This is a genomic window from Neorhizobium lilium (assembly GCF_004053875.1).
Lineage (GTDB): Bacteria > Pseudomonadota > Alphaproteobacteria > Rhizobiales > Rhizobiaceae > Neorhizobium > Neorhizobium lilii.
In genome coordinates this window covers 108,374-130,744 of sequence record NZ_SBIP01000006.1, presented here as the reverse complement: position 1 = coordinate 130,744, position 22,371 = coordinate 108,374, and the positions used below count along the sequence as shown (strand labels likewise).

Below are 22,371 nucleotides of genomic sequence, written 5' to 3'. Positions count from 1 at the left end.
CTGACAACATATCAGAGTACTGACAATGAATGCAAGCGACGAGTCAACGATGCTTCCGAAATCGGGGGAAGGAAAGCGAGGCGAGGAGGGATATATTGGGTACCTTCTGCGTCAGGCGGCGGCGGCCTACCGGCTCCGGCTCGACCGTTCGCTCTCCGATCTCAACGTTACGCCGCCACAGTTCTCGGTGATGACAATGTTGAACGCGTACCCCGGCCAATCAAATGCCGACATTGCGCGCGTCGCGCTACTGACGCCTCAAACCACGAGCGTGATCATCGCCAACCTGGAACGTGCCGGCCATATCGAGCGCAAGGCCCATGAGGTGCATGGTCGTATCCTCCAGATCAACTTGACGCCAGCCGGACAACGCCTGCTTCAAACCTGCCGCTCACGCGTTCACGCGGTTGAGCAAGAACTCGCTCAGAATATCAGTGATAGCGATGTGGATGCACTGCGCCGCTCATTGGTCACCATAGCAACAATAAACGCCACCTAACCTGTAATATAGATCAAAGAAAAACTGCCTTTTGACCGATACTTTCTTGAAAGCCTCGCCATTGCGGCTTTTGTGACCGAGATCAGCGATGAGGAGCTCCAGCGAGCACGCCGATCACCTGGCGGACGAAATTAAAGGAATTGCTGCATAGGCAGAATAGGGTCTTTCAGACAGCGCTCGAAACTGAAGGCCGTTTGTATCCCGTTGCATGCACCTTGCAATGCCGATTTCGACCTGGCCGACTTTGAAAGGCAAGTTTCAATTCTCAAGAGATAGCCAGACGGTAAACCCACGACGGGTCTACGGTGAGCATCTCACCCCTGCCGCGATATACGCTTCCACTATTGTCTCCTGTGGATATTCCGCTGACCGACCGTCTCGCGGTGAACGGTTACGGTTCGTTAACCATGATCTGCCACTCTTCTCTTCTCGACGCGGTGTAACCTCTGTCTAGGCTCCATAAATCGTTTACCGTCAGGACCAACTTAACAGGTCGAACGTTTGATTCCGTTCAAGACCAATAAAACTGCTCCATCAGTGTCTGCGATGATCGCGAGCCCTAGGAACATGACGTTGCTCATGCTGGAAAGTCAGGAGACGGACAGCTTCCATGATGACCTCGTATATTTCCTTTAGCATGGCGGCGGCTCCTTGTTGCACCATTCGATCCCACTTGCCGCCAGCTTTCAAACGACCTTATAGTCGGTGTCGCATGACTTGAGGTTATCCATGAAGCGTGGAAGATTGCCGCTGACTGCGCTGCGCAGTTTTGAGGTTGCCGGGCGACTGCGAAGTTTCACGCTCGCGGCGGAAGAACTTTTTATCTCGCAGGCGGCCGTAAGCCGGCAGGTGAGAGAACTCGAAAGCTTGTTGCAGCACCAATTATTTGAACGGCACCATCGCAGCGTTTCCCTTACGCCTGCGGGTGAACAATTGCTTGCGGTGCTCACTCGCGCTTTCGACGAAATCGGCGGATCTCTGGACGAACTTCGCGGTGACAGTCGGCCGTCGACCATCGTGGTTAGTTCGGAGCCTTCCTTTGCGTCGGCTTGGCTGGTGCGACACCTTGCGGATTTCCGCAAGGAAAGACCAGACATCGACGTGGTGCTCGACGCCGATCCGCGGCTAGTCGAATTCCGCAGCAATCAGGCGACCATCGCCATCCGGCATAGTACAGACAGAAAGACCTGGGCCAGAGTGGAAAATCAGCATCTGGTCGACGTCCGGATCATTCCGGTACTTGCGCCAGTTCTCCTGGAACAGGCCGGAGACCTGGATCAGCCCGTCGATTTATTGCGATTACCGCTCCTTCATGAGGAAAGTCGGGATCTCTGGCAACGATGGTTTTCACAATCGGGAACCGACGCGCCGGTTCAGCGGGGCACGGTCTACACCGATGGCGGTCTTGTGCTTCAGGCAGCGCTCCAGGGAGAAGGTGTGGGGTTGCTCGATGAACTCTTCGCGGAGAATGATCTGAAGACCGGAAGGCTTTGCCAGCCTTTTGCGCTGTCGATCCCGCACGGAGCATACTGGCTGGTAGCGAGAAGATTTTCCGAACTTCCTGAGGGCGCGATTGCGTTCATACGCTGGTTGAAAGCCAGGCTGGATACGCGATAAGCAAAGTTGACACTTCACGGCAGTCCCGCGCGCGGAGGGAACGCAGTCCAATCATTCGCTGTCTGCTCGCGGATGGTCTCCATCCCCGAACAGCATCGCTCGCGCCTTTCGATCCTTTGCGAAGTCCGTTCGTTCCCTCTCTTGCCGACCCACGGCCATGCCGCGAATGACAGCCGGGCGGGCGAGGACAGCGTCGAACCAGCGTTTCAGATGCAGGAAATTGGCGAGGTTTTGCCCCTGCTTTTCATACGGAACGATCCATCCCACGCATGCAATGTCCGCGATGGAATAGGCGCCACCCAGATACTCGCGATCGGCAAGCCGGCGGTCGATGACGCCGTATAGGCGGCGGACTTCGGCGGTGTATCTGTCGATCGCATAGGCAATCGGCTCTGGCGCGTACTGATGAAAATGATGCGCTTGACCGGCCATCGGACCCAGGCCGCCGACCTGCCAGAACAGCCATTGATCGACCTCGGTTCGCGCGCGATCGTCGCCTGGATAAAACCGACCGAATTTGCGCCCGAGATATTGCAGGATCGCCCCGGACTCAAAGATAGAGATCGATCTCCCCTCAGGCCCATCCGGATCGACAATCGCCGGCATGCGGTTGTTGGGCGAGATCTGGAGGAAAGCCGGTTCGAACTGCTCGCCCTTACCGATGTCCACGAACCTGACCTCGTAGGGGATGCCCAGCTCCTCCAGCATGATGCTGATTTTCCATCCGTTGGGCGTGGGCCAGTAATAGAGCTCAATGGGTGCGGACATGGTCTCTCGTCTCCAATCTCTCCGGCGCAACCGGACAAGCTTCAGTTGAAGGGGAAGACGCGGAATTCCGGTATGGCTTCGGCCCGCGTCGAAAGCGCAACAAGTGCGGGATGCTCTTCTGCGGTAATGACCTCCGGCAGCATCTCGCGGGTGAAGCGGAAAGCGACGGCACTGGTCACGTCCGCCTGCAACGGACGGTCGCCGAACAGCCAAGGGTCCGCCTGACGAAACTCCGCTTCCAGCAGCCGATAGGCGGCGGCAAGCTGGCCATGCACCCGGTCGAGCCAGGGCTGATGGCGTTTCTCCTCAGGCCGGAGATTGTGCTCATAGACGATCTGCACCGTTTTCTCGCAGGCGGCCAGTGCAAGGCCAATAATTCGTTGAGCCTGGCTGTGAGCCTGACGGGCGGCCGGCGCAAGGCTTAGTGCTGGGGAAGCCAGGCGTTCCGCGTGTTCGAGGATCAGGCTGGAATCCATCAGCACGACACCGTCCTCGGTCACGAGAGACGGCGCCTTTACAATCGGATTGATCGCAGCGAAATCATCGAAGGTGCTGAAGACCGACAGTGGCTCATGGGAAAAAGGCAGGTCCAGCATCGTCAGCGAGATTGCCACGCGGCGGACGTAAGGCGAATCCAGCATTCCAATCAATCTCATCGCATTTCACCACTTGTCTGATGTTTCATTTGTCTGGCCGGTATACAGATCCGCTATCAAAACCCTACAAAACGAAACAGGTTCTTGTCAGTGACCATAATCGCCATTACCGTAAGGATCATGCCAAATAACGTGAATCCCTTGGTCGTGATCGCCGCCTATGATGGCCTGTGCACCTTCGAGTTCGGCTGTGCCTTCGAGGTCTTCGGTCTTTCGCGACCAGAAATCGGACCGGACTGGTATCGCTGTGCAACGGCAGCCGTGGATGCTGGCCCCATTCGTGGCGCCGGTGGACTGACGCTCGTCCCCGACGGGGGGCTGGAACTGCTTGGCGAAGCCGATTCGATCGTCATCCCGGGATGGCGAGGGCCTGGCGCAAGAGCGCCGGAGGCGTTTCTCGAAGCGCTTCGGCAGGCGCACCGTAACGGCCGCCGCATCGTCTCGATCTGCGGCGGGGCGTTCGTCCTGGCGCAAGCGGGACTGCTTTCGGGAAAACGAGCGACGACGCACTGGCATCACGTCGCAAAGCTGGCCGCCGAATATCCCGACATCACTGTGGAACCCCGTGCGCTGTATGTCGATGAGGGGGACGTCATGACGTCGGCCGGCAGTGCTGCCGGGCTCGATCTGTGCATCCATGTCGTGCGGAAGGATTTCGGCGCGAAAGCTGCCAACAGCGTTGCCCGCCGGCTGGTCGTTGCCGCCCACCGGGAAGGCGGCCAGGCACAGTTCATCGAACGCTCCATTCCACCGGTCTCTGGCGCGAACCTCTCCGCGCTGCTGGATACGATCCGCGGCAGGCTTTCGGAGACATGGTCGATCGAGCGCATGGCAAGCGAGGCACGTGTCAGCGTTCGCAGCATTCAGCGTCATGTGCGCGACGCGACCGGTATGGCTCCGGGTGAATGGCTTCAGGGGGAGCGCGTGGCGCAGGCACGGGAACTTCTGGAAGAGACGACCCTGTCCGTGGCAAGCATCGCGCGTCACACGGGGTTCGGGTCTGCCACGAATTTCCGCAACCAGTTCCGGGCGATTGTCGGGCTGCCGCCGGCCGCTTACCGGTCGAGGTTTCACGGTGGCGCGGTTTAATGGCCACCGTCACGTCCCCTGTAAATCTTGACCCAGAGGGAAGGGTCTCAAAAGCAGGAACCAGACCAGCCAAGCGCCAGGCAAAGCATCCAGGCGGCACGCATTTCGACGTGACCTGCCAGCTTCTGGAACAGCACTCACTGCTTCAAGTCATTGCGCCGTCCGCACACCTGCTGGCGAACACGGGCCGGCGCAATTAAGAATCAGCTTCCAACTCCACTCTTGAGCCGAACCACAATCTTGCCGAACGGCCCGCGTTCAAGATGATCGAATGCCGCATGCAAATCCTCAAATGCGTAGACCTTGTCGATCACCGGCTTTATGGCGTGCTCGTCGATGGCGCGGTTCATGTCCTCAAACGATCGTCTGTGGCCAACCGAGATGCCCTGGATGACGGCGCGTTTCAGCATCATGGGAACCGCCGACAGCACGATCTCCGATCCCTTCATGAAGCCGATCTGGGCGATACGCCCGCCACTCGCCAGCGCGGCTGCCGACTGGCTGATATTGTCGCCGCCGATCAGTTCGAGCACATGATCGACGCCGCGCCCGTCGGTCAGGTCCAGCGCCGCAGCGGACCAGTCCGGGTTCGCACGCGTGTCGATCACGCCGAAGGCGCCGAGCGCCTTCGCGCGTTCCAGTTTCTCCGCGCTCCGCGAGGTGACGATCACGCGGGCTCCGAACGCCTTGGCGAACTGAAGGCCGAACAGGGCGACGCCACCCGTGCCCTGCACCAGAATCGTCTGGCCCGCTTTCAAATGACCCGTCTCGATCAGGGCGAACCATGCCGTCAGCGCCGCAACCGGCAAGGTGGAGGCTTCCTCGTCCGTCAGCGATGCGGGCGCCTTGACGGCAATATCCTCATTAAGCGTCACATATTCTGCCAGCATGCCCGGAAGCGGTCCGCCCAGTGACAGGCCGTGCCGTGCCATCTCCCGTGGCGGCTCGCCATCGATCCATTGCGTCCAGAAGTTTCCGAGTACCCGGTCACCGACCTTGAACCGTGACACATCCGCGCCGATCGCGACGATCTCACCCGCCATGTCCGATGCCGGAATGAACGGCATGGCAGGCCTGTCGGGTAGTAACTCGCCTTCAACCACCAGCTTGTCGCGATAGTTGAGGGAGACCGCCGCAACCCGGATCAGCAACTCATTGCCAGCCGGCGTTGGGACTGGCGCGTCGGCCAATTCCAAGTTCTTCAGTCCGAATGACGGCAGATGCCATCGCCTCATTGTCTCATTCATGGTCGATCCCTTTCTCGCGTTGAGCAGAGATCGTATTGACAATCATATCGATTGTGCTGCGATGTCTTTTGCGAACACTTCCTCCATTTGGTCTCCAATCAATGAGCCTGAACATTCATTCCCACCTTCAGGGCATTTCCGCCTTCGTGCATGCGGTGGAAACAGGCAGCTTCACGGCTGCGGCCGCACGCATGGGGGTGTCGAAATCTGCGACCGGGAAGAGCGTTGCTCGCCTCGAAGAGCGTCTCGGCATCCGGTTGCTGGACCGCACCACGCGCAGCCTGAACCTGACGGTGGAAGGGCGGGCCTATTACCAGAGCTGCCTCAAGGTCCTGGAAGAACTCAATGCAGCGGAGACGCTGCTGGCTTCGCGAAAGCGCGTCGTATCGGGAACCCTGCGGATCAACCTGCCGATCTCGTTCGGCCGGTTGTTCGTTATGCCCGTGCTGAAGGAAGTCGCGGAGAAGAATCCCGATCTAAATTTCGATATCACATTCACGGACCGCCAGGTCGATCTCGTCGAGGAAGGCATCGACCTTGTGGTGCGGCTTGGCGACCCCGGAGATCATGCCAGCCTGATCGGGCGGCGCATCGGTACGCAACGGTCGATCATCTGCGCTGCTCCGGCCTATCTGGACAGACGCGGGCGTCCCGCCTCCGTCGACGAACTCGGCAATCACGACTGCCTCGCCTTCGCCAAGGATAGCCGCCCGCTGCCATGGGCGGTTTGCGGCCCGGACGGAACGGTCAGGGCGTTCGTTATCCAGCCGCGCCATACGATCAGCCATGGCGAGGCCTTGCGAGATGCGACCGTGAACGGGCTGGGTTTGGCCTATCTGTCGACCTGGCTGGCGACGGACGACCTCCGCAGCGGGCGGCTTGAAGTGGTGCCGATTGCCACCCCCGCGGAGGATGTCCCAATTACCGCGCTGTGGCCGCGCTCGCGAGATCTGGCTCCTAAAGTGCGCGTGGTGGTGGATGCCCTCGTCGAGGCGTTCAGGCCTATTGCGGTTGCAGATGCTCGGCCATGAAATCGACGAACGCCCTCAGTTTTGGCGTGATCTGGCGGCTGGCCGGCCATAGCACGTTGAACTGATTGGTCTCTTCCACCCACTCGTCCAGAATGGACACGAGACGGCCGTCAGCGATCTCGCCACGGATGGCAAAGGGCGGCAGACAGGCAATGCCCAGCCCCTCGATCGCCAACGCGATCAGAGGATCGACCGCCGTCGCGCTCATCCGTTCGGGCAGGACGACCTTCTCCCGCCTTTCCGCGCGAGCAAAGGGCCAGGGTCGTAGCTTGCCCGTGCTGGGAGAGCGTTGGTGAAGACACTGGTGCTGCGCCAGATCGTCAGGGGTTTCCGGCACTCCGCATCGCGCCAGATAGTCGGGTGAGGCGACGATTTTCAGTCGGAACCGTCCGACGTTGCGGCTCATCAACCGGCTGTCCAATGGCTGCCCGGTGCGAATGACCGCATCGAACCCTTCCTCCACAACGTCCACCAGCCGATCGCTGAAATCCAGGTCGAGCTGCACCTCTGGCCAGGCGCGCATGAAATCAGCCATCACCGGTGTCAGCAACATGCCAACCAGCGGCAGACTGACCCGCAGCCGCCCTCTCGGCGTTCGATTGGATCGGGCAAGCTCGGCTTCCGCTGCCTCGACCTCCTCGAAGATGCGGCGGCAGCGTTCAAGGAACAGCCGCCCTTCCTCAGTCAGGGTCATATTGCGTGTGTTGCGATGGAACAGGCTTACGTCCAGCCGGTGTTCAAGTCGCACCACCGCTTTGCCGACAGCTGAGGCGGACAGGCCGAGTTTACGCCCGGCCGCGACGAAGCTGCCGGTTTCAGCCGATTGTACGAAGGCATCGAACGCGGTGAGTTTATCCATACCCTCATGAATATAGGAATTATATTCCGTAGTCACTGGAACGGCAGCCTGTTTTTCCGGAAAAGGCCTTTCGCTATTTCTTGGTCTCCGCAACCAAGGAGACGAATATGATTCCTGCGTTCACGATCCACCCCGCCGCAACGACCTTCATCGTCAATGTCATCCACGTTCACCCCGGCAAACAGGAGGAGGCGTTTCGGCTCATCCAGGATGTCGTCCACTATGTCGCCGAGCGAAAGCCTGGCTTTCTGTGGAGCAACCTTGCCAAGAGCACCGATGGGCTGACAGTCGTGAATATCGAGGCGATCTCCGATCCGGGCGACGTTGAAATCTTCTTCTCCGATCCGGTATTCCTCGGAAGGTTCCGCAAGCTCGATACCGTCTCGTCGAGCGAGTTTCACACCTACACGGTAGGCGACCTGGTGCTGCCGAAGGCATCAGCATGACGACGCAGGTCGAACGGTTGCCAGTGGCGGGACTATGCGCACTGGCGATTGCCGGTTTCGTCACCATCCTGACGGAGGCCCTCCCGACCGGTCTGCTTCCGCAGATCGGGGGCTCGCTTGATGTGAGCGAGGCCATGGCCGGGCAATGGATCAGTATCTATGCACTGGGATCGCTGCTCGCGGCGATCCCGTTGACGGCGGCGACGCGAAGCTGGCGCAGGCGACCGCTCCTGCTGGGCGCCATCATCGGTTTCGCTATCGCCAATCTGATTACGGCTCTGACAGCGAGCTTCATCGTCGCAATGGTGGCGCGTTTCGTTGGCGGGGTATCGGCCGGCTTGCTCTGGGCGTTGCTGGCTGGTTATGCGGTTCGCATGGCACCGCCTCATCTCGCAGGACGGGCCATGGCCATTGCGATGGCGGGGACGCCTTTGGCGCTGTCCATCGGGATTCCTGCCGGCACCTTTCTGGGTATCCTCGCCGGTTGGCGACTGACATTTGGTTTGCTCAGCGTCATCGCGCTGCTGCTGGTTGGCTGGATCATCGCCAAGGTGCCGGATTTCGCCGGCGAACCTGAAACACAACGCCCGTCATTGGCCCAGGTCTTTGCGGTTCCGGGCGTCCGTCCTGTGTTAGCGGTGACGCTCTGCTTCGTGCTGACCCATAACCTCCTCTACACCTACATCGCGCCACTTCTGGCGGGTCGCCACATGGCCGACCAGATTGACAGTGTTCTGTTGGTGTTCGGGGGTTCCGCACTTGTCAGTATCGGTCTGACGGGCGCGTTGATCGACAAATGGCTGCGCCCTTTGACCTTCACCGGCATCGGCCTGTTCCTCACGGCGGCGTTCATCCTGGCGTTTACGACCGGATCGCCTTTACCAATCTTTGGGGCCGCGCTGATCTGGGGACTGGCATTTGGTGGATCGGCGACGGTCTTTCAAACCGCATCGGCGCGGGCGGCCGGTCCCTCGGCCGACGTGGCGCAGGCGATGATCGTCACAGCATGGAACATCGCCATTTTCGGCGGGGCCGTCGTGGGCGGGGTCATTCTCCAGACCGCAGGAGCAGGCGGACTGTCGTGGATTGCCATCGCCTTGCTTGTCGCCGCCGCCGGATCAGCACTGTGCATAAGGCACACCGCGGGCGCAGGACGCATGAGGTGACCAAATGCGATGCGGGTACTTAGTGTTCTCAACGTGACCTGTTACAAATGCCTCGCGATTGCATTATCCCGGAGCGCATATGTCTCTTGCAACCTAATCCATCTGTGCGTGAATCGGCAAACGATCGCCCCCGTCAGCCCGCAGCGAGTTTTGAGATGGCGTTGACGTAATCTCGCCAGGTAACGATACGATCGCCGTCGATCTCGTAGATGCCCATCAGGGTCACCCTGCCGATCTCGCTACCGTCGGCGCGCTCGAAAATGTCCAGCCGCTCTGTAAGGACGCGATTGCCGTCCGCTGCGATCGAGAGCATCTCAATGCGAACCGTGGCGATGCCCATGCGGCCATCCATCCTCGCCGATGATTCCCACTGGTGCGGTGGCTACGCAAATACCGCCGATCACCATATCTTACAGCCGTCGGAATGGCTGCTTTTATCGGCTCTACCCAGCAAGCTTCAAGTCGCCGAACATCACCTGACGTGTGGTTGCCCGCGCCAAAAATTCATGCGGAAAGCCAAGATCCACGACGCTGACAGCATTCAGGCGCGCGCGCTGGCCCTCGCTCAGCACCACGTCCAGAGCCCCAAGATTGTCCTCAAACTGCACCAGCGTGCGGGCGCCGACGATCGGTGCCGTCACGCCCGGTTCCAGCAAAGTCCAAGCCAGCGCCACCTGCGACGGAGTCTTATTGATCTCGGTGGCCACCTCTCGCGCGACGTCGGCGATGGCGAGATTGCGTTCGGTCAGGACCCCGTTGGCAATAGCGAAGTCTCGACGGGTGCCGCTGTCGCCCGCTGCGCTGGAGTTGAGGTCATCGCGCGTGTATTTGCCCGAGAGGACGCCGCTTGCCAGTGGCGACCACGGGATGACTCCAAGGCCCATCTCCTTGGCCATCGGGATGAGATCGCGCTCCACCGTGCGCTCGATCAGGCTGTATTCGATCTGAAGCGCGATCAGTGGCGACCAGCCGCGCAGATCGGCAATCGCCTGCATGCGCGAGACCTGCCAGGCCGGCGTATCGGAGATGCCGACATAGAGTAGCTTGCCGGCGCGCACGAGATCGTCCATCGCCCGCAGCACCTCTTCGACCGGTGTCGTAAAATCCCAGGCGTGGAGGTAGAGCAGATCAATGTAGTCGGTCTTCATCCGGGCCAGGCTCTCTTCGAGCGAGCGGATCAGGCTCTTGCGATGGTTGCCGCCGGAATTGGCGTCGTCCTTTCGCGTCGGCACGGTATATTTGGTGGCAATCACCAGCCGGTCGCGACGACCTTGCGCGAAGGCACCGAGAAACTGTTCCGACGTGCCGTCCGTGTAGCAGTTGGCCGTGTCGAGGAAATTGCCGCCGCGATCAACATAAGTGTCGAAGATGCGGCGCGCCTCACTCTCGTCCGCACCCCAGCCCCAGTCCGTTCCGAAGGTCATGGTACCGAGCGCCAGCGGCGAGACCCGTAGGCCGGATCGGCCGAGCAGGCGATAGGTGTCGAGTGTGAGGGGCTGGGGCATGGGCGTCATCTCCGGTTTTGCTTTGCCCGGATGATGGGCGCTTTCGATAAAGAATAGAATGCTCTATAATCTGCATATCTTGTTTGGAAAACGAGGCATAGTTAGACCATGAGAGGCAGCGACTTCGCCGAGCTGCGCGCCTTCGCCAGCGTTGCGGAACATGGAAGTTTCCGGAGTGCCGCAGCCCAGCTCGGCATGTCCGCTTCCGCGCTGAGCCAGACTATCCGCAATCTGGAAGACCGGCTGGGCGTCCGGCTGCTCAACCGGACCACCCGCAGCGTCGGGTTGAGTGAGGCCGGCGCACGACTGCTGGCGCGGATGACACCAGCGATCGCCGATCTAGATGCCGCAGTGGCAGAGGTGACCGACCAGCGCGACGCGCCGTCGGGACGCTTGCGGATTAATGCCACGCGCGTCGCCGCGATGCATCTTATGGCGCCACTGATCGGCCCCTTCGCTATGGCCTATCCAGACATCGTCCTCGACATCACGCTGGACGAGCGATTGGTCGATATCGTCGCGGGCGGCTTCGATGCCGGCGTGCGTCTCGGCGAAAGGCTCGATAAGGACATGATTGCCGTCCGGATGGGCAGCGCGGTGCGGATGATGGTCGTAGCAGCCCCTGCCTATGTCGCTCGCGCAGGGATACCGGAAACGCCACGCGATCTGCGCGGTCATCGCTGTCTCAATTACCGCTGGCCGACCAGCGGCAGCCTCTATCGCTGGGAGTTCGAGCGCGGCGCAGAAAAGCTCGACATTGCCGTCGAAGGTCCGCTCGTCACCGACGAGCCGGAGCTTGGGCTGCGCGCCGCGCTCGATGGCGCGGGCATCGCCTATCTGTTCGAACATCAGGTGCGCGAGCATGTGGCGGCAGGACGGCTGGTCCATCTGCTCGCTGACTGGTCGCCGCCGTTTCCGGGTTTCTATCTCTATTATCCAAGCCGCAGGCAAATGATCCGGCCGCTACGCGCCTTTATCGACTTCGTAGCCACAGCGCGACCGCATCAACTTTAAGCGCCCGATTTGAATTCGCGCCAATCAGCCATTCTGCATTTCGTCGAATGCGCTGAAGTTAAGCAGTGAAACCGCCATGCTGAGTGATGAGTGCGGTCACGAAATCCATGACGGCGCGGACGGACGGCGTCTTGCGCAAGTCCCTATGGACGACAAGCCAGATGTCCCGGGAGAAGGATGCAACGTCTTCGCCGATCCGTACGAGCTCCCGATCGGCGTCTCCCAAAAAGCAGGGCAGCCCGGCAACGCCAGCGCCTGCACGTGCAGCAATGAGATGCCCGCCGATGTCGTTCAACTCGCACGCGATTGGCCGTGCGCCAGCGATGCCGAGCAACCATTTCTGCTGCGGCATATCTACAAAGCTTTCATCGAACGCGATAAACTGCCATCGATCAGGCCCGTTACGATGCGGGTAGTCGTGGCGCGCGTAGAGACCGAATGGCATGACGCCAAGTTTACGCGCGACACTGCCGGTCTCCTCGGGGCGCACCAGCCGGAGAGCAACATCGGCCTCCCTGCGGCTGAGCGAAATCTGCTGCGCCTGCGCAGCGAGAGAAAGACGGATATCCGGATAGCGGGATCGGAATTCCGCTAGATGCTCCGCCAGGAGATGCGCCGCCAGCACCGGCGGAGCGCTGAGTGTGACCTTGCCGATAAGCGGCGTCTGCGCAGCCCGGGCGATCCGGGCAATGCCGTCCGCTGCAGCTTCCATCGTGACTGCTTGATCGAAGACCTGGCTGCCAATTGCCGTCAAGCGAGAGGATCGCGGCAGGCGGTCGACCAAGATCACATCGAGTTCTGCTTCGAGCGCCGCCAACCGACGGCTGACCGTCGCGTGGTCCACCTTCAAGGCCCGCGCTGCACCGGACAGGGTGCCGCTACGCGCTACTGCCAGAAAATGACGAAGATTTTCCCAATCGGCCATCTGTGCGATTTCTCAATGTTCACTGGCATATATACCGAATATCCGCACAGAAATCATCGATGTAGTTTCGCGACAAATTATTTTCGTGAGGTTGTCTCAATGTCTATCTCTCACCCCATGCACCCACGCATCACGCTTGCGGCTGCCGCGCTTGGCTTCGTGGTCGTTCTTCTCGACGTCAGTGTCGTCAACGTCGCGCTCGATGCCTTGCGCACGAGCTTTTCTACCGACATCGCCGGCCTCCAATGGGTCGTCAACGCCTATACGCTTATCTTCGCAGCCTTGCTGCTCATGGCCGGAGCGTTGGGCGATCGCTTTGGCGCACGCGCCGTCTTCATCACCGGCTTCTCCCTGTTCACGCTCGCATCGCTTGCCTGCGGGCTGGCACCGACGCTTGCGACGCTGGTCGCGGCGCGGCTCGCGCAAGGCGTCGGCGCGGCACTGCTGGTTCCGAACTCGCTGTCGCTGCTCGCCCAAGCCTTTCCCGACAAGGAACAGCGCAACCGCGCGGTCGGCTGGTGGGGGGCCGCAGGCGGCATCGCGCTGGCGGCCGGCCCAGTGGTCGGAGGCATTCTGGTGACGCATTTCGGCTGGCGCAGCGTCTTCCTGATCAACATTCCGGTCGGGCTGGTCGGCTTGGCCCTGATCCTGCGCTATTCCGCGCCGAGCTCCAGAAATGAGCGTCGGTCGCTCGATCTGTCTGGACAGTCAGCCGCCATCATTGCGCTCGCATCGCTGGCAACAGCGCTGACAGACGCGGCGCATCTCGGCTGGACCCATCCACGGGTTCTCGTCGCTCTTCTCGTCGCCGTCCTCGCCGCAATAGCCTTCATCCTGATCGAGTCACGAAGCCGCGCACCGATGCTGCCGCTGTCATTCTTCTCGAATTCCGCTTTCTCGATCGCCTCCATCACTGGCGTCATCGTCAACTTCGCCTATTACGGCCTGATCTTCGTCTTCAGCCTGTTCTTCCAACTGGAGCAGGATCTTTCGCCGCAGGAAACCGGCATCGCCTTCCTGCCGATGACCATCGTCCTTGTGGTCACGAACATCATCGCAAGCCGATTGATCACGCGCCTTGGCGCGCGCCGGCTGATGGTGTTCGGCCTCCTGCTGGCAGCGGTCGGATATCTTCTGCTGCTCCCGGTCAGTGTCAGCGGCTCCTATTGGCAGCTGGTCGTGCCGATGCTGACGGCGGCGAGCGGCATCGCGCTGATCGTACCGACGATCACGAACGTGACTCTCTCCTCGGTCGATCCATCCCGGGCCGGCATCGCGTCGGGGGTTCTCAACACGGCGCGGCAAGTGGGCGGCATGCTCGGTGTCGCGATGTGCGGCTATTTCGTACGAGACACCGAGCCGACCGCCTTCATGCACGGTATGCATGTCTCTCTCATCGTCGCCGTCGCTCTGCTGCTTGCCGGCGCGGCGCTCTCGTTCTTCTGCCTGAAGCAAGACCAAGAATAGCCTCCATAATCATCTGCCTGCGGAAGGCGGCTATGATTGGAAAGATAAGTCCGCGGACGTCCTCGGCAGTCAGAGCCTTGGGACACACGTCACGGGAACCATCTTATAAAGTCGCCGAGCTTTTTCCAGCGCAGCAAGTGAGGAGTTGGAGAATAGGAACACCGGATGACGGCGGTTCGATTCCAATCAAGGCGAGAATATACAAGGCCAATCATTTCTTTGTCGTTGTTGGCGCTAAACGCAGGAAGTAAGGTGCGATTATCGCATTTGACCTGCCCTGATTGTTCCCCGGTTAGGTGCATAAAATGCCCGGCCCTTATACGAACTGAAGGTATGCATTCGCGTGAAAATCGATCAACAAACGACGCGGGCGATGAACCGTCGTCTGATCCTTAACCTGATCAGGCGCGAGGAGCAGCTTAGTCGTGCGGATATAGCGGCGGCGACGGGTCTGAGCCCTGCGGCGGTTACCTTCGTGGTGAGTGATCTTGTTGCCGAAGGGTATCTCATCGAGGGCGAAACGATACCCGGCGGTGGTGGCCGAAGGCCTATACCGCTAGAAATCAATTATGCCGGACATCTGGCCATCGGCATTAAGATGAATGTGGGCAGTCTGGAATGCGTGTTGACCGACCTTTCCACGGCGACGCTTTCGTCTTTGACGATAGAGTTCGACGATCCATCGCCGCAGTCCGTTTTGGATGTGGCTGAAAAAGCGGTCACACGGTTGCAGCGGCTTGCTCCGGAAAACGCCGGTCTGTTGACAGGGGTTGGGTTTTCCATGCCGGGCATGATCGATGCCGAGAGAGGAATCTGTATTAAGAGCCATCGCTTTTCCTGGGAGGATGTGCCGTTTGCCAGCATGTTGCAGAAGCGGGTCAACGTTCCGGTGTGGATGGAGGATGACACGTTGGCGTTTGCGCTGGCGCAGCATCTGTTTGGTCTTGGGCGCCAGCACCGGGTTTTTACGGCCGTGGCCATCGGGGTCGGCATTGGGTGCGCGACGGTGGTGGACGGCCAGGTGCAGCGTGGCGCACACGGGCATGCGGGCAAGATCGGGCATTCGATGCATAAACTGGAGGGTCCCTTGTGCGAATGCGGCCGTCATGGTTGCCTTCAGGCGTTCTATTCCGAGCCAGCCATCCTTGAGTGCTGGCGTCAGGCCAGGGGCAAAGACGGCCCTGTGGATCGTTATGCAATGAAGGAAGCGGCGTTGCAGGGCGATCCGATTGCCAGAGATATTCTTCAGGAGGCGGGGGCTGCCATTGGCCTGCATCTCGCGCACATGGTCGATATCGTCGATCCCGAAATCATTGTTGTTGGTGGTGAAGCGGTGAGTTTTGGCGATCTGCTGTTCGACCCGATGCGCAAGGCGCTCGATCTTTATTGCTTTACACCGCCGCCTGCACTGGTGCCGGATGAGAGAGATAATTTCTGGAGCAGCGGGGCGGCAGCGTTGGCAACGCAGGCTTTGTTCAATTTCGAAATGACGACACCAGCCATGACCGCATAACAAAACGGCGAAGGTGAATTTGACACCTTCGCCGTTTGTTTCAGGGGATTTTCACCCCCTCTGGGAGAGCGTTGTCGGGCTTGGGTCAGCCAAGTTCGATGACGAGGCAACCATAGCCTTCGAGTGTGTGTTCGCCGGAGATGTTGGTGCCGGTCAGCAAATCCTTGCCTGACGCGAGATTGGTGAGTTTCCGTTCGGTCTCAAGCGTATTCAGCACGAACACCAGCTTGCGATCTTCAGCCGTACGCATCACTACTTCGACGCCTTCTGGCAAATCCGCGATCAACGGCTCGATACCGGCTTTTGCCAGCACGTCGTCATCCAGCGCATCCACTAGATCATCGGTGAGGTAGGTTGCGAGGTAGATGACCTGACCCTTGCCGACCTTGCGCAACGTGGCTGCCGCACGGCCCTTTGCAAAGCGATTCGACCAAGTGGCGATGGTTTCGACATCGCTGTCGAGTTCCAGTAGCTCGTAAAGATGCTCTGCCTCAATGGTACGTCCACCGATGTCGATCGTGTATTTGCGGAAGGCGGAAGAGGAGGGGAGAATGTGCGGCGGCACGTAATGACCGTCTTCCACGCCCTTCTTCTGAAATAAACCATCGCCATCCCTCGCCGTGATGCGACCGAATTCTTCCACGCGCACGCCGCAGAGTTTGGCGAGCGCGCCGCCCGGTGCGAGCTCGCGGATGATGTGGTTGTTGATGTCGCGTGTGCCGGTCATAGCGCCGACGATCAGCGTGCCGCCAGCCTGGACGAAGGCCTCGACATTCGCGGTCCATGCCTGGTCCCACATCACCCAGTGGGGAATGTAAAGCGCCTTCAAACGGGAAAGATCGTCTTGGGGGTGAATGAAGCCGCAGGAAATGCCGCGCTCATAGCAATGGCGGTGCAGAAGCGTGGCGTCGTCCTGCGGGGAGGGCAGGCCGATGGGGTAGGTTTTGTGCGCCTCTTCATTGTCGAAGTCGGCACCGGCAATGCCCAAATCCATATGCACGGATGTCCCGAGTAGTTTGTCCTTGATTTTGGCGATGTCTCGACCGAACTGCTTTGCCTCCTCAAAACGGCGACGACCGACATCGTCATGGTCGATCAGACCCATCCAGTAGATTTCTGCGCCGAAATGGGCCGGACGCCAGCGGAAGAACATCAGACCATCGGCACCACGTGACACCGAAGACAGCGCCATGCGCCGCATCTCGCCGGGTTCTGGCGTCATGGTTGTAAACGCCGGTTGGCTACCCATGCCGGATGCCTGTTCCGGCACGATGAAGTTGCCCGTGTAGCTGCGGCAGAGATCGAGCTTCAGCGCTTGCGTGGCTCCATGCCCACCATTGCGGCGGAACTCGTCGTACAGCATCGGGTAGATATCGAAGCCGATGAAATCGAGGTCCTGGCCGAAGGTGCCACGGAAATCGATATCGGTCAGATTGCCGAGATTGTGGAAGATGAACCAATCAGGGTTCGTTGTACGCAAAATCTCGACCTGATCGCGCTGGAATGCGGCCGTCGCCGATGCCAGAAAGCGGTGGTAATCCTGCACATGGCCTGGGCTGAGATAGGACGGGGCCATCGGGAACGGCAGCACGACCTGATCGAAATTGTCGTAGGAGGTCGCCCAGAAATGTCCGCCCCATGCGAAATTCAGCGCGTCGATGCTGTCATACTTGTGGCGCAGGAAGTTGCGGAAGGCGAGCGTTGCTGAACCCGAGAAGGATTCCGATTCCGTGGTGTTCAGCTCATTGTCCGTCTGCCAGCCGATGACGTAAGGATTATCCTTGTAATGCTCGGCCATCGCGTTGGTAATGCGGCGGCTGTGCTGGCGCAGCACCGGGCTGGTTGTGTCGCCATGCTGGCGCGAACCGTGGCTGGCCCGACGTCCCTTGCGATCCACGCGCAGGATTTCTGGATAGTTCATGCTCATCCAGCGGGGAGGCGTCGCAGTGGGTGTGCACAGAATGGTGTTGATGCCGGTTTTGCCGAGGCCTTCGATGGCCCTGTCGAACAGTTCGAAGTCGAACTTGCCCTCATAGGGTTCCCAGATGTGCCATGCGAATTCGCCCATGCGCACGGCGTTGAAGCCTGCTTCCTTCATCCGGTCGGCATCGCGCTGCCAGTAGCTCTCGTCCACATGTTCGGGATAATGCGGCACACCGAGCAAAAAATCGTCAAGGTTAAGGGTGCGCCAGGCCGATAGCGGCGCGGGGTTGGTCCGTTTCATCGTGGAAACTCCAGTCTACTTTTGGGTCACAGGCTTGGGAGGTGTGAGCGTTTTGCCGTCGGGGCCGAAGAGGTAGCAGTCATCGAGAGAAAAGCCGACGCGGATGGATGAGCCGACAGAGAAGGGCATGACCTTTCCGAGCTGGATCGTGACATTGTGCGTTCCCGTATCGGACCCGACAGCCATCAGGGGCGAAGCATCGGCATGGACTATGGTTTCGCGGCCCAGATGCTCGACAAGGCGCACTTCTGCGTCGAAAGTGATAAGGGAAGCGTCGGCGTCCTGTGTTCGCAGCCTTTCGGGCCTCACGCCGAGTATTACCGTATCGTCCGTCTTAAACGACGCGTCACCGATCAGCGGAATGCGCAGTTCTTCAAGCCCGGCAAAGGAAACGACTGCAATTTCCTGCTCGTTGCTGATGACCGTGCCTTCAAAGAAGTTCATGCGTGGCGCGCCGAGGAAGCCCGCTACGAAATGGTTCTTCGGGTTAGCGTAGAGTTCCAGCGGAGACCCGACCTGCTCGATTTCGCCCTTGTTCAGGACGACGATGCGGCTGGCCATGGTCATGGCTTCCACCTGATCGTGGGTCACATAGATCATGGTTGAGCCGAGTTCGGCATGCAGTGTGGACAGTTCCACGCGCATCTGGGTGCGAAGGGCCGCATCGAGGTTCGACAGCGGTTCGTCGAACAGGAACACTTCCGGCGCGCGGGTAATTGCGCGACCGATGGCTACACGCTGACGCTGGCCGCCAGACAATTGTTTCGGCAGCTTCTCGAGCTGTTCGGTGATGCGTAGGATGCCGGCTGCGCGTTTCACTGCGGTATCGATTTCGGCCTTCCGCCTTTTCGCCATGCGCAGTCCGAAACCCATGTTTTTGGCAACGGTCATGTGCGGGTAAAGCGCGTAAGACTGGAACACCATCGCGATGCCGCGATCACCCGGCTCTTCCTTCGTCACATCCCGGCCATTGATCATCAGTTTGCCGGACGAGATTGTTTCCAGACCGGCAATGGTCTTCAGCAGCGTGGATTTGCCGCATCCGGAGGGGCCGACCATGACGATGAACTCGCCTTTTTCGATGGTCAGGTTGATGTTCTTCAAGGCGTGGAAGCTGGTGTAATGCTTCTGGACGTTGAGGATTTCGACGCTGCTCATGTCAGTCGTATCCTTGCTGCTCGGTGAGAGTGGGTTGGTGCGGCGTGCGGAAACGGTCATCCTTTGACAGCTCCCATGGTCAGGCCGGAAACGAAGTGCTTTTGCATCAGAAAGAACATTACGACAGGCGGTACGGCGACGAAGATCGTTGCGGCCGACACAATGTTCCAGGCAGAGACCCATTCGCCCTTGAGATTGGAAAGGCCTGCGGTAACGGGCTTGACGGCATCGCTCTGCGTCAGCACCAGCGCCCAGAAGTAGTCGTTCCAGATGAAGGTGAAGGTGAGAATGGCGAGTGCCGCCAGCGCTGGTCGCACCAGAGGCACCACGATGTGGATCAGCGTTTGCCACGGCGACGCACCTTCGGCACGGGCTGCCTGAAACAGCTCATCGGGAAGGGCCGCGATGAAGTTGCGCATGAAAAGCGTTGCAAAGCCGGTCTGGAAGGCGATGTGGAACACGATCAGCGCCCAGTAGGTGTCATAGAGTCCCGCCCACACCATCAGATCGCGGATCGGTATCATCATCACTTGCTGCGGCAAAAAGTTGCCGCCGACGAAGAGTGTGAACAGGACCATCGAGCCACGGAAGCGGTAGCGCGACAGCACATAGCCGGTCAGCGTGGAGAAGATCAGCACCATGATGACCGAGGGGATGGTGATGATCATGCTGTTGGCGAAGTAGCGCAGCATCTTGGTCTGCTGGAAGACGGCGACATAGTTGTCGGTCAGGCTGAACTTGGTTGGCCAGCCCCAGTAGTTGCCTGCCATGACGTCATCGAATGACCGGAAGGATGTCATGATGACTGCGAACAGTGGCAGGAGCCAGAGCGCGAGGATCACGCAGACCATGGTCATGTATGCAATACGGGCAGCGGGTTTGTTTTCGGGAATAGGACGTGGATACATCAGATCACGCTCCCTTCTCGGCCTTGACGAGGCCGCGCAGATACCATGCGATGAAGACCGACATGATGAGGAAAAGGACCGTCGCAATCGCCGCGCCATAACCGAAGCGGAAGGAGAAGATCGATTGCTCGTACATCTGGTAGGCCAGCACCGTGGAGGAACCAAACGGCCCGCCTGCGGTCATGACGGAAATGGCATCGAAGGAGCGCAACGCGCCGACGACCGTAATGGCGACGGCGATGAACGCGACCTGCGTCAGTTGTGGCAAAACGATATGCCGCAACATCGGCCAGCCACGGGCACCATCGACACGTCCAGCCCCGATCATTTCTTCATCGAGATTGTTGAGGCCAGCAAGGAACAGCACCATGCAGAACGCCACCTGCGGCCACAGTGCCGCGATGACGACGGCGAAGGTTACGAGGTTTTCGTCTGATAGAAGCGCTGGTGCCGTGGCTCCGAATGCTTGGTAAATGATGGCCAGCAGGCCGAATGTCGGATCGTAGAACCAGCCGAAAATGACACCCACGGTCACCGCTGCCAGCACCAGCGGCATGAAGAACAGCGACTTGACGAACCGCATGCCTGCGATCTTCTGGTTGACCAGAAGCGCAATCGCCAGACCCATGGGCGGTGCCAGCAGGAACATGACCAGCCAGATTGCGTTGTTTTTCAACGAGACGTAAAACTGCGGATCATCGATCAACTCGGCATAGTTGGCCAAGCCGACCCAGGTCTTCGCACCCATGCCGTCCCATTCGTGAAAGGAAATCCAGAACGTCTCAATCGATGATGCGATGATGACGACCAGAAAAAGGATAAGACCCGGCGCAAGAAGAAGCGCAGGCGCCAGCCAGTTGCGATGGCGGCGCCACCAGATAGACATGAGACCATCCTGTAGATGAGGAGGGGAGGCGATGACGCCTCCCGTTTGGTGTTCAGGCAGAGCTTAACCGTGGATGCGCTGACGCGTCCGCTCGATCTGCGTGAGGATCTGGTCACGACGCTCCGGCTTGACCATGAATTCCTGGAAGCCCTTGAGGCCTGCCAGGGCAAGGTCCGGATCGCTGTCACGGTCGTAATATTGCGACGTGCCCTTGACCTTCTTCATCTGATCAACGGCCATTTTCAGAATCGGATCGTCACCGATCGCGCAATCGCTACGAGCAGGTACGTTGCCCTCCGGGGAGAGATAGGCGCTGAGATTTTCCGGTTTGTAGAAGAAGGCGAGGAATTCGCGCGCTATTTCCTTGTTCTTGGAACCGGAGGGCAGATGGATCGAATCCACCGAGAAGTCTTCGAAATGTTCGACACCTGCCTTGATGGTCGGGAAGGGCGCGAAGCGCACATGCTGAAGGTCTTCAGGCGGGAAGGCATATTTGATGAAGTTGCCGAGATCCATCATAGCGGCTTTCTTCTGAACCAGCGAGGCCGCTGCGGGATCCCAGGCAAAGGAGGTACCGTTCGGCGTGAAGAAATCGGCCTTGATCAGTTGTTCCCACTTGTCGAACACTTCGGTAAGCGATGGATCGGTGTATTTCACCTTGCCTGCCATCAGGTCCATGTGGTGCTCAAGACCGTTGATGCGCAGGTTCATGTGGTCGAACCATCCGCCGCAAGGCCACTGGTCCTTCGTGCCCATGCTCATCGGAATGATGCCAGCCTTCTTGGACTGTTCGGCCAGCGTGAAGAAGTCGTCGAATGTCTCGGGAACGCTCAGTCCAAACTGGTCGAACGTATCCTGACGATAGAAGAGACCCCAGAGAATGCCACCGGTCGGCAGGCCATATTGCTTGCCATCGACGGTGACGGAGCCAAGCGTCGCGCCGAGAACATCGGCATATTTTTCGCGCTGGACCAGGTCGGAGATATCTTCGAACAGACCTTTTTCAACGAAGCTGCGCATGCGGCTGCCGGAGAACCAGAAGCAGACATCCGGCGGGCTCGCCACAAGATAGTTACGGATCGCCGTTTTGTGCGCTTCGTGATCCATGTTGTTGACAGTGACACTAACGCCGGAAGCATCGCCGAACGCCTTTGCAATGGCCTCAAGCGCCTTGCGCTGATCCGCATTTCCGCGGTTTGAAATGATGGTGAGCTGTTGGCTCTGCGCAATGGCAGGCGTGTAGAGCACGGCAGAGGCAAGCGCAACGCCTGTCCCCTGAATAAAACGACGACGAGACGTCGGCAGAAACCGCGATTTAAAATTCATATCCAATCTCCTCCAGCCAGGGTCCCAGCACCTGACGCGCCGTTACTACAAACGTAACGCACTACAA

Annotated in this window: 21 protein-coding genes; 9 read left to right on the top strand and 12 right to left on the bottom strand. The window is 59.4% G+C overall.

What is annotated here, in order from left to right:
- The first annotated feature begins 25 nt into the window (after window positions 1-25).
- Both EPK99_RS22910 and EPK99_RS22905 read left to right on the top strand, forming a co-directional pair.
- Window positions 26-499, top strand: coding sequence for a MarR family winged helix-turn-helix transcriptional regulator (locus EPK99_RS22910; protein WP_128445423.1), 474 nt, complete (start codon window positions 26-28; stop codon window positions 497-499).
- A gap of 729 nt (window positions 500-1,228) precedes the next feature.
- Window positions 1,229-2,116 carry a LysR substrate-binding domain-containing protein gene (locus EPK99_RS22905; protein ID WP_128445422.1) on the top strand — a complete coding sequence of 296 codons (888 nt, stop codon included), beginning with the start codon at window positions 1,229-1,231 and terminating at the stop codon, window positions 2,114-2,116.
- A 51-nt stretch (window positions 2,117-2,167) separates the two neighbouring features.
- Here EPK99_RS22905 and EPK99_RS22900 read toward each other — a convergent pair whose 3' ends face one another.
- The gene (locus EPK99_RS22900) at window positions 2,168-2,884 is read right to left on the bottom strand and encodes a glutathione S-transferase N-terminal domain-containing protein (protein ID WP_128445421.1); all 717 of its coding nucleotides are present in this window, start codon (window positions 2,882-2,884) and stop codon (window positions 2,168-2,170) included.
- Between the two features lie 41 nt (window positions 2,885-2,925).
- Window positions 2,926-3,540 carry a glutathione S-transferase gene (locus EPK99_RS22895; protein ID WP_128445420.1) on the bottom strand — a complete coding sequence of 205 codons (615 nt, stop codon included), beginning with the start codon at window positions 3,538-3,540 and terminating at the stop codon, window positions 2,926-2,928.
- Between the two features lie 99 nt (window positions 3,541-3,639).
- Here EPK99_RS22895 and ftrA point away from each other — a divergent pair, with 99 nt between their 5' ends.
- Complete coding sequence (ftrA, locus tag EPK99_RS22890; RefSeq protein ID WP_205909134.1) at window positions 3,640-4,629, top strand: transcriptional regulator FtrA; 990 nt, start codon at window positions 3,640-3,642, stop codon at window positions 4,627-4,629.
- Window positions 4,630-4,832: 203 nt separating this feature from the next.
- Here the strand turns inward: ftrA and EPK99_RS22885 are convergent, their stop codons facing one another.
- A complete protein-coding gene (locus tag EPK99_RS22885) occupies window positions 4,833-5,876 on the bottom strand; it encodes a zinc-dependent alcohol dehydrogenase family protein (RefSeq protein WP_128445418.1) in 1,044 nt (347 codons plus the stop codon).
- A 101-nt stretch (window positions 5,877-5,977) separates the two neighbouring features.
- Between EPK99_RS22885 and EPK99_RS22880 the strand changes: the two genes are divergently transcribed.
- Window positions 5,978-6,907: a LysR family transcriptional regulator gene (locus EPK99_RS22880; RefSeq protein WP_128445417.1), complete on the top strand. Its 930-nt coding sequence runs from the start codon at window positions 5,978-5,980 to the stop codon at window positions 6,905-6,907.
- Here EPK99_RS22880 and EPK99_RS22875 read toward each other — a convergent pair.
- A complete protein-coding gene (locus tag EPK99_RS22875) occupies window positions 6,879-7,766 on the bottom strand; it encodes a LysR family transcriptional regulator (RefSeq protein ID WP_128445416.1) in 888 nt (295 codons plus the stop codon). The two genes, EPK99_RS22880 and EPK99_RS22875, sit on opposite strands and share 29 nt — an antisense overlap.
- A gap of 107 nt (window positions 7,767-7,873) precedes the next feature.
- Here EPK99_RS22875 and EPK99_RS22870 point away from each other — a divergent pair, with 107 nt between their 5' ends.
- Both EPK99_RS22870 and EPK99_RS22865 read left to right on the top strand, forming a co-directional pair.
- Entirely contained in the window at window positions 7,874-8,212 is a 339-nt protein-coding gene (locus EPK99_RS22870) for an antibiotic biosynthesis monooxygenase (protein ID WP_128445415.1), read from the top strand.
- Window positions 8,209-9,378: an MFS transporter gene (locus EPK99_RS22865; protein WP_128445414.1), complete on the top strand. Its 1,170-nt coding sequence runs from the start codon at window positions 8,209-8,211 to the stop codon at window positions 9,376-9,378. Before EPK99_RS22870 ends, EPK99_RS22865 begins: the two co-directional genes overlap by 4 nt.
- 133 nt (window positions 9,379-9,511) lie before the next feature.
- On the opposite strand, the gene EPK99_RS22860 is transcribed toward EPK99_RS22865, so the two are convergent.
- Both EPK99_RS22860 and EPK99_RS22855 read right to left on the bottom strand, forming a co-directional pair.
- A complete protein-coding gene (locus EPK99_RS22860; protein ID WP_245582537.1) occupies window positions 9,512-9,718 on the bottom strand; it encodes a limonene-1,2-epoxide hydrolase family protein in 207 nt (68 codons plus the stop codon).
- Window positions 9,719-9,821: 103 nt separating this feature from the next.
- Window positions 9,822-10,883: an aldo/keto reductase gene (locus tag EPK99_RS22855; protein WP_128445412.1), complete on the bottom strand. Its 1,062-nt coding sequence runs from the start codon at window positions 10,881-10,883 to the stop codon at window positions 9,822-9,824.
- Window positions 10,884-10,991: 108 nt separating this feature from the next.
- Between EPK99_RS22855 and EPK99_RS22850 the strand changes: the two genes are divergently transcribed.
- Entirely contained in the window at window positions 10,992-11,897 is a 906-nt protein-coding gene (locus tag EPK99_RS22850; protein WP_128445411.1) for a LysR family transcriptional regulator, read from the top strand.
- Between the two features lie 58 nt (window positions 11,898-11,955).
- Here EPK99_RS22850 and EPK99_RS22845 read toward each other — a convergent pair whose 3' ends face one another.
- Window positions 11,956-12,822, bottom strand: coding sequence for a LysR family transcriptional regulator (locus EPK99_RS22845; RefSeq protein WP_128445410.1), 867 nt, complete (start codon window positions 12,820-12,822; stop codon window positions 11,956-11,958).
- Window positions 12,823-12,921: 99 nt separating this feature from the next.
- Between EPK99_RS22845 and EPK99_RS22840 the strand changes: the two genes are divergently transcribed.
- Both EPK99_RS22840 and EPK99_RS22835 read left to right on the top strand, forming a co-directional pair.
- On the top strand, window positions 12,922-14,289 hold the full coding sequence (locus EPK99_RS22840) for an MFS transporter (RefSeq protein WP_128445409.1): 1,368 nt from the start codon (window positions 12,922-12,924) through the stop codon (window positions 14,287-14,289).
- 373 nt (window positions 14,290-14,662) lie between these two features.
- Window positions 14,663-15,802, top strand: a complete 1,140-nt coding sequence (locus tag EPK99_RS22835; protein WP_425374239.1) for an ROK family protein — start codon at window positions 14,663-14,665, stop codon at window positions 15,800-15,802.
- Window positions 15,803-15,887: 85 nt separating this feature from the next.
- Here EPK99_RS22835 and EPK99_RS22830 read toward each other — a convergent pair whose 3' ends face one another.
- The 5 genes from EPK99_RS22830 to EPK99_RS22810 form a co-directional block, all read right to left on the bottom strand.
- Window positions 15,888-18,026, bottom strand: a complete 2,139-nt coding sequence (locus EPK99_RS22830) for a beta-galactosidase (RefSeq protein ID WP_128445407.1) — start codon at window positions 18,024-18,026, stop codon at window positions 15,888-15,890.
- Window positions 18,027-18,041: 15 nt separating this feature from the next.
- Window positions 18,042-19,184, bottom strand: a complete 1,143-nt coding sequence (locus tag EPK99_RS22825) for an ABC transporter ATP-binding protein (protein ID WP_164901855.1) — start codon at window positions 19,182-19,184, stop codon at window positions 18,042-18,044.
- A 56-nt stretch (window positions 19,185-19,240) separates the two neighbouring features.
- Window positions 19,241-20,092 (bottom strand): carbohydrate ABC transporter permease, encoded by an 852-nt coding sequence (locus EPK99_RS22820; protein ID WP_103587923.1) that lies wholly within the window; start codon window positions 20,090-20,092, stop codon window positions 19,241-19,243.
- A 4-nt stretch (window positions 20,093-20,096) separates the two neighbouring features.
- Window positions 20,097-20,978 (bottom strand): carbohydrate ABC transporter permease, encoded by an 882-nt coding sequence (locus tag EPK99_RS22815; RefSeq protein WP_128445405.1) that lies wholly within the window; start codon window positions 20,976-20,978, stop codon window positions 20,097-20,099.
- 63 nt (window positions 20,979-21,041) lie between these two features.
- Window positions 21,042-22,304, bottom strand: coding sequence for an ABC transporter substrate-binding protein (locus EPK99_RS22810; protein ID WP_128445404.1), 1,263 nt, complete (start codon window positions 22,302-22,304; stop codon window positions 21,042-21,044).
- Between the last annotated feature and the right edge of the window lie 67 nt (window positions 22,305-22,371).

What these genes read in the sequence shown, in the direction of transcription:
- EPK99_RS22910 (WP_128445423.1), top strand. Translation starts at nt 26, where the DNA reads ATGAATGCAAGCGACGAGTCAACGATGCTTCCGAAATCGGGGGAAGGA.
- EPK99_RS22905 (WP_128445422.1), top strand. Translation starts at nt 1,229, where the DNA reads ATGAAGCGTGGAAGATTGCCGCTGACTGCGCTGCGCAGTTTTGAGGTT.
- EPK99_RS22900 (WP_128445421.1), bottom strand. Translation starts at nt 2,884, where the DNA reads ATGTCCGCACCCATTGAGCTCTATTACTGGCCCACGCCCAACGGATGG.
- EPK99_RS22895 (WP_128445420.1), bottom strand. Translation starts at nt 3,540, where the DNA reads ATGAGATTGATTGGAATGCTGGATTCGCCTTACGTCCGCCGCGTGGCA.
- EPK99_RS22885 (WP_128445418.1), bottom strand. Translation starts at nt 5,876, where the DNA reads ATGAATGAGACAATGAGGCGATGGCATCTGCCGTCATTCGGACTGAAG.
- EPK99_RS22880 (WP_128445417.1), top strand. Translation starts at nt 5,978, where the DNA reads ATGAGCCTGAACATTCATTCCCACCTTCAGGGCATTTCCGCCTTCGTG.
- EPK99_RS22875 (WP_128445416.1), bottom strand. Translation starts at nt 7,766, where the DNA reads ATGGATAAACTCACCGCGTTCGATGCCTTCGTACAATCGGCTGAAACC.
- EPK99_RS22870 (WP_128445415.1), top strand. Translation starts at nt 7,874, where the DNA reads ATGATTCCTGCGTTCACGATCCACCCCGCCGCAACGACCTTCATCGTC.
- EPK99_RS22865 (WP_128445414.1), top strand. Translation starts at nt 8,209, where the DNA reads ATGACGACGCAGGTCGAACGGTTGCCAGTGGCGGGACTATGCGCACTG.
- EPK99_RS22860 (WP_245582537.1), bottom strand. Translation starts at nt 9,718, where the DNA reads ATGGGCATCGCCACGGTTCGCATTGAGATGCTCTCGATCGCAGCGGAC.
- EPK99_RS22855 (WP_128445412.1), bottom strand. Translation starts at nt 10,883, where the DNA reads ATGCCCCAGCCCCTCACACTCGACACCTATCGCCTGCTCGGCCGATCC.
- EPK99_RS22850 (WP_128445411.1), top strand. Translation starts at nt 10,992, where the DNA reads ATGAGAGGCAGCGACTTCGCCGAGCTGCGCGCCTTCGCCAGCGTTGCG.
- EPK99_RS22845 (WP_128445410.1), bottom strand. Translation starts at nt 12,822, where the DNA reads ATGGCCGATTGGGAAAATCTTCGTCATTTTCTGGCAGTAGCGCGTAGC.
- EPK99_RS22840 (WP_128445409.1), top strand. Translation starts at nt 12,922, where the DNA reads ATGTCTATCTCTCACCCCATGCACCCACGCATCACGCTTGCGGCTGCC.
- EPK99_RS22835 (WP_425374239.1), top strand. Translation starts at nt 14,663, where the DNA reads ATGAACCGTCGTCTGATCCTTAACCTGATCAGGCGCGAGGAGCAGCTT.
- EPK99_RS22830 (WP_128445407.1), bottom strand. Translation starts at nt 18,026, where the DNA reads ATGAAACGGACCAACCCCGCGCCGCTATCGGCCTGGCGCACCCTTAAC.
- EPK99_RS22825 (WP_164901855.1), bottom strand. Translation starts at nt 19,184, where the DNA reads ATGAGCAGCGTCGAAATCCTCAACGTCCAGAAGCATTACACCAGCTTC.
- EPK99_RS22820 (WP_103587923.1), bottom strand. Translation starts at nt 20,092, where the DNA reads ATGTATCCACGTCCTATTCCCGAAAACAAACCCGCTGCCCGTATTGCA.
- EPK99_RS22815 (WP_128445405.1), bottom strand. Translation starts at nt 20,978, where the DNA reads ATGTCTATCTGGTGGCGCCGCCATCGCAACTGGCTGGCGCCTGCGCTT.
- EPK99_RS22810 (WP_128445404.1), bottom strand. Translation starts at nt 22,304, where the DNA reads ATGAATTTTAAATCGCGGTTTCTGCCGACGTCTCGTCGTCGTTTTATT.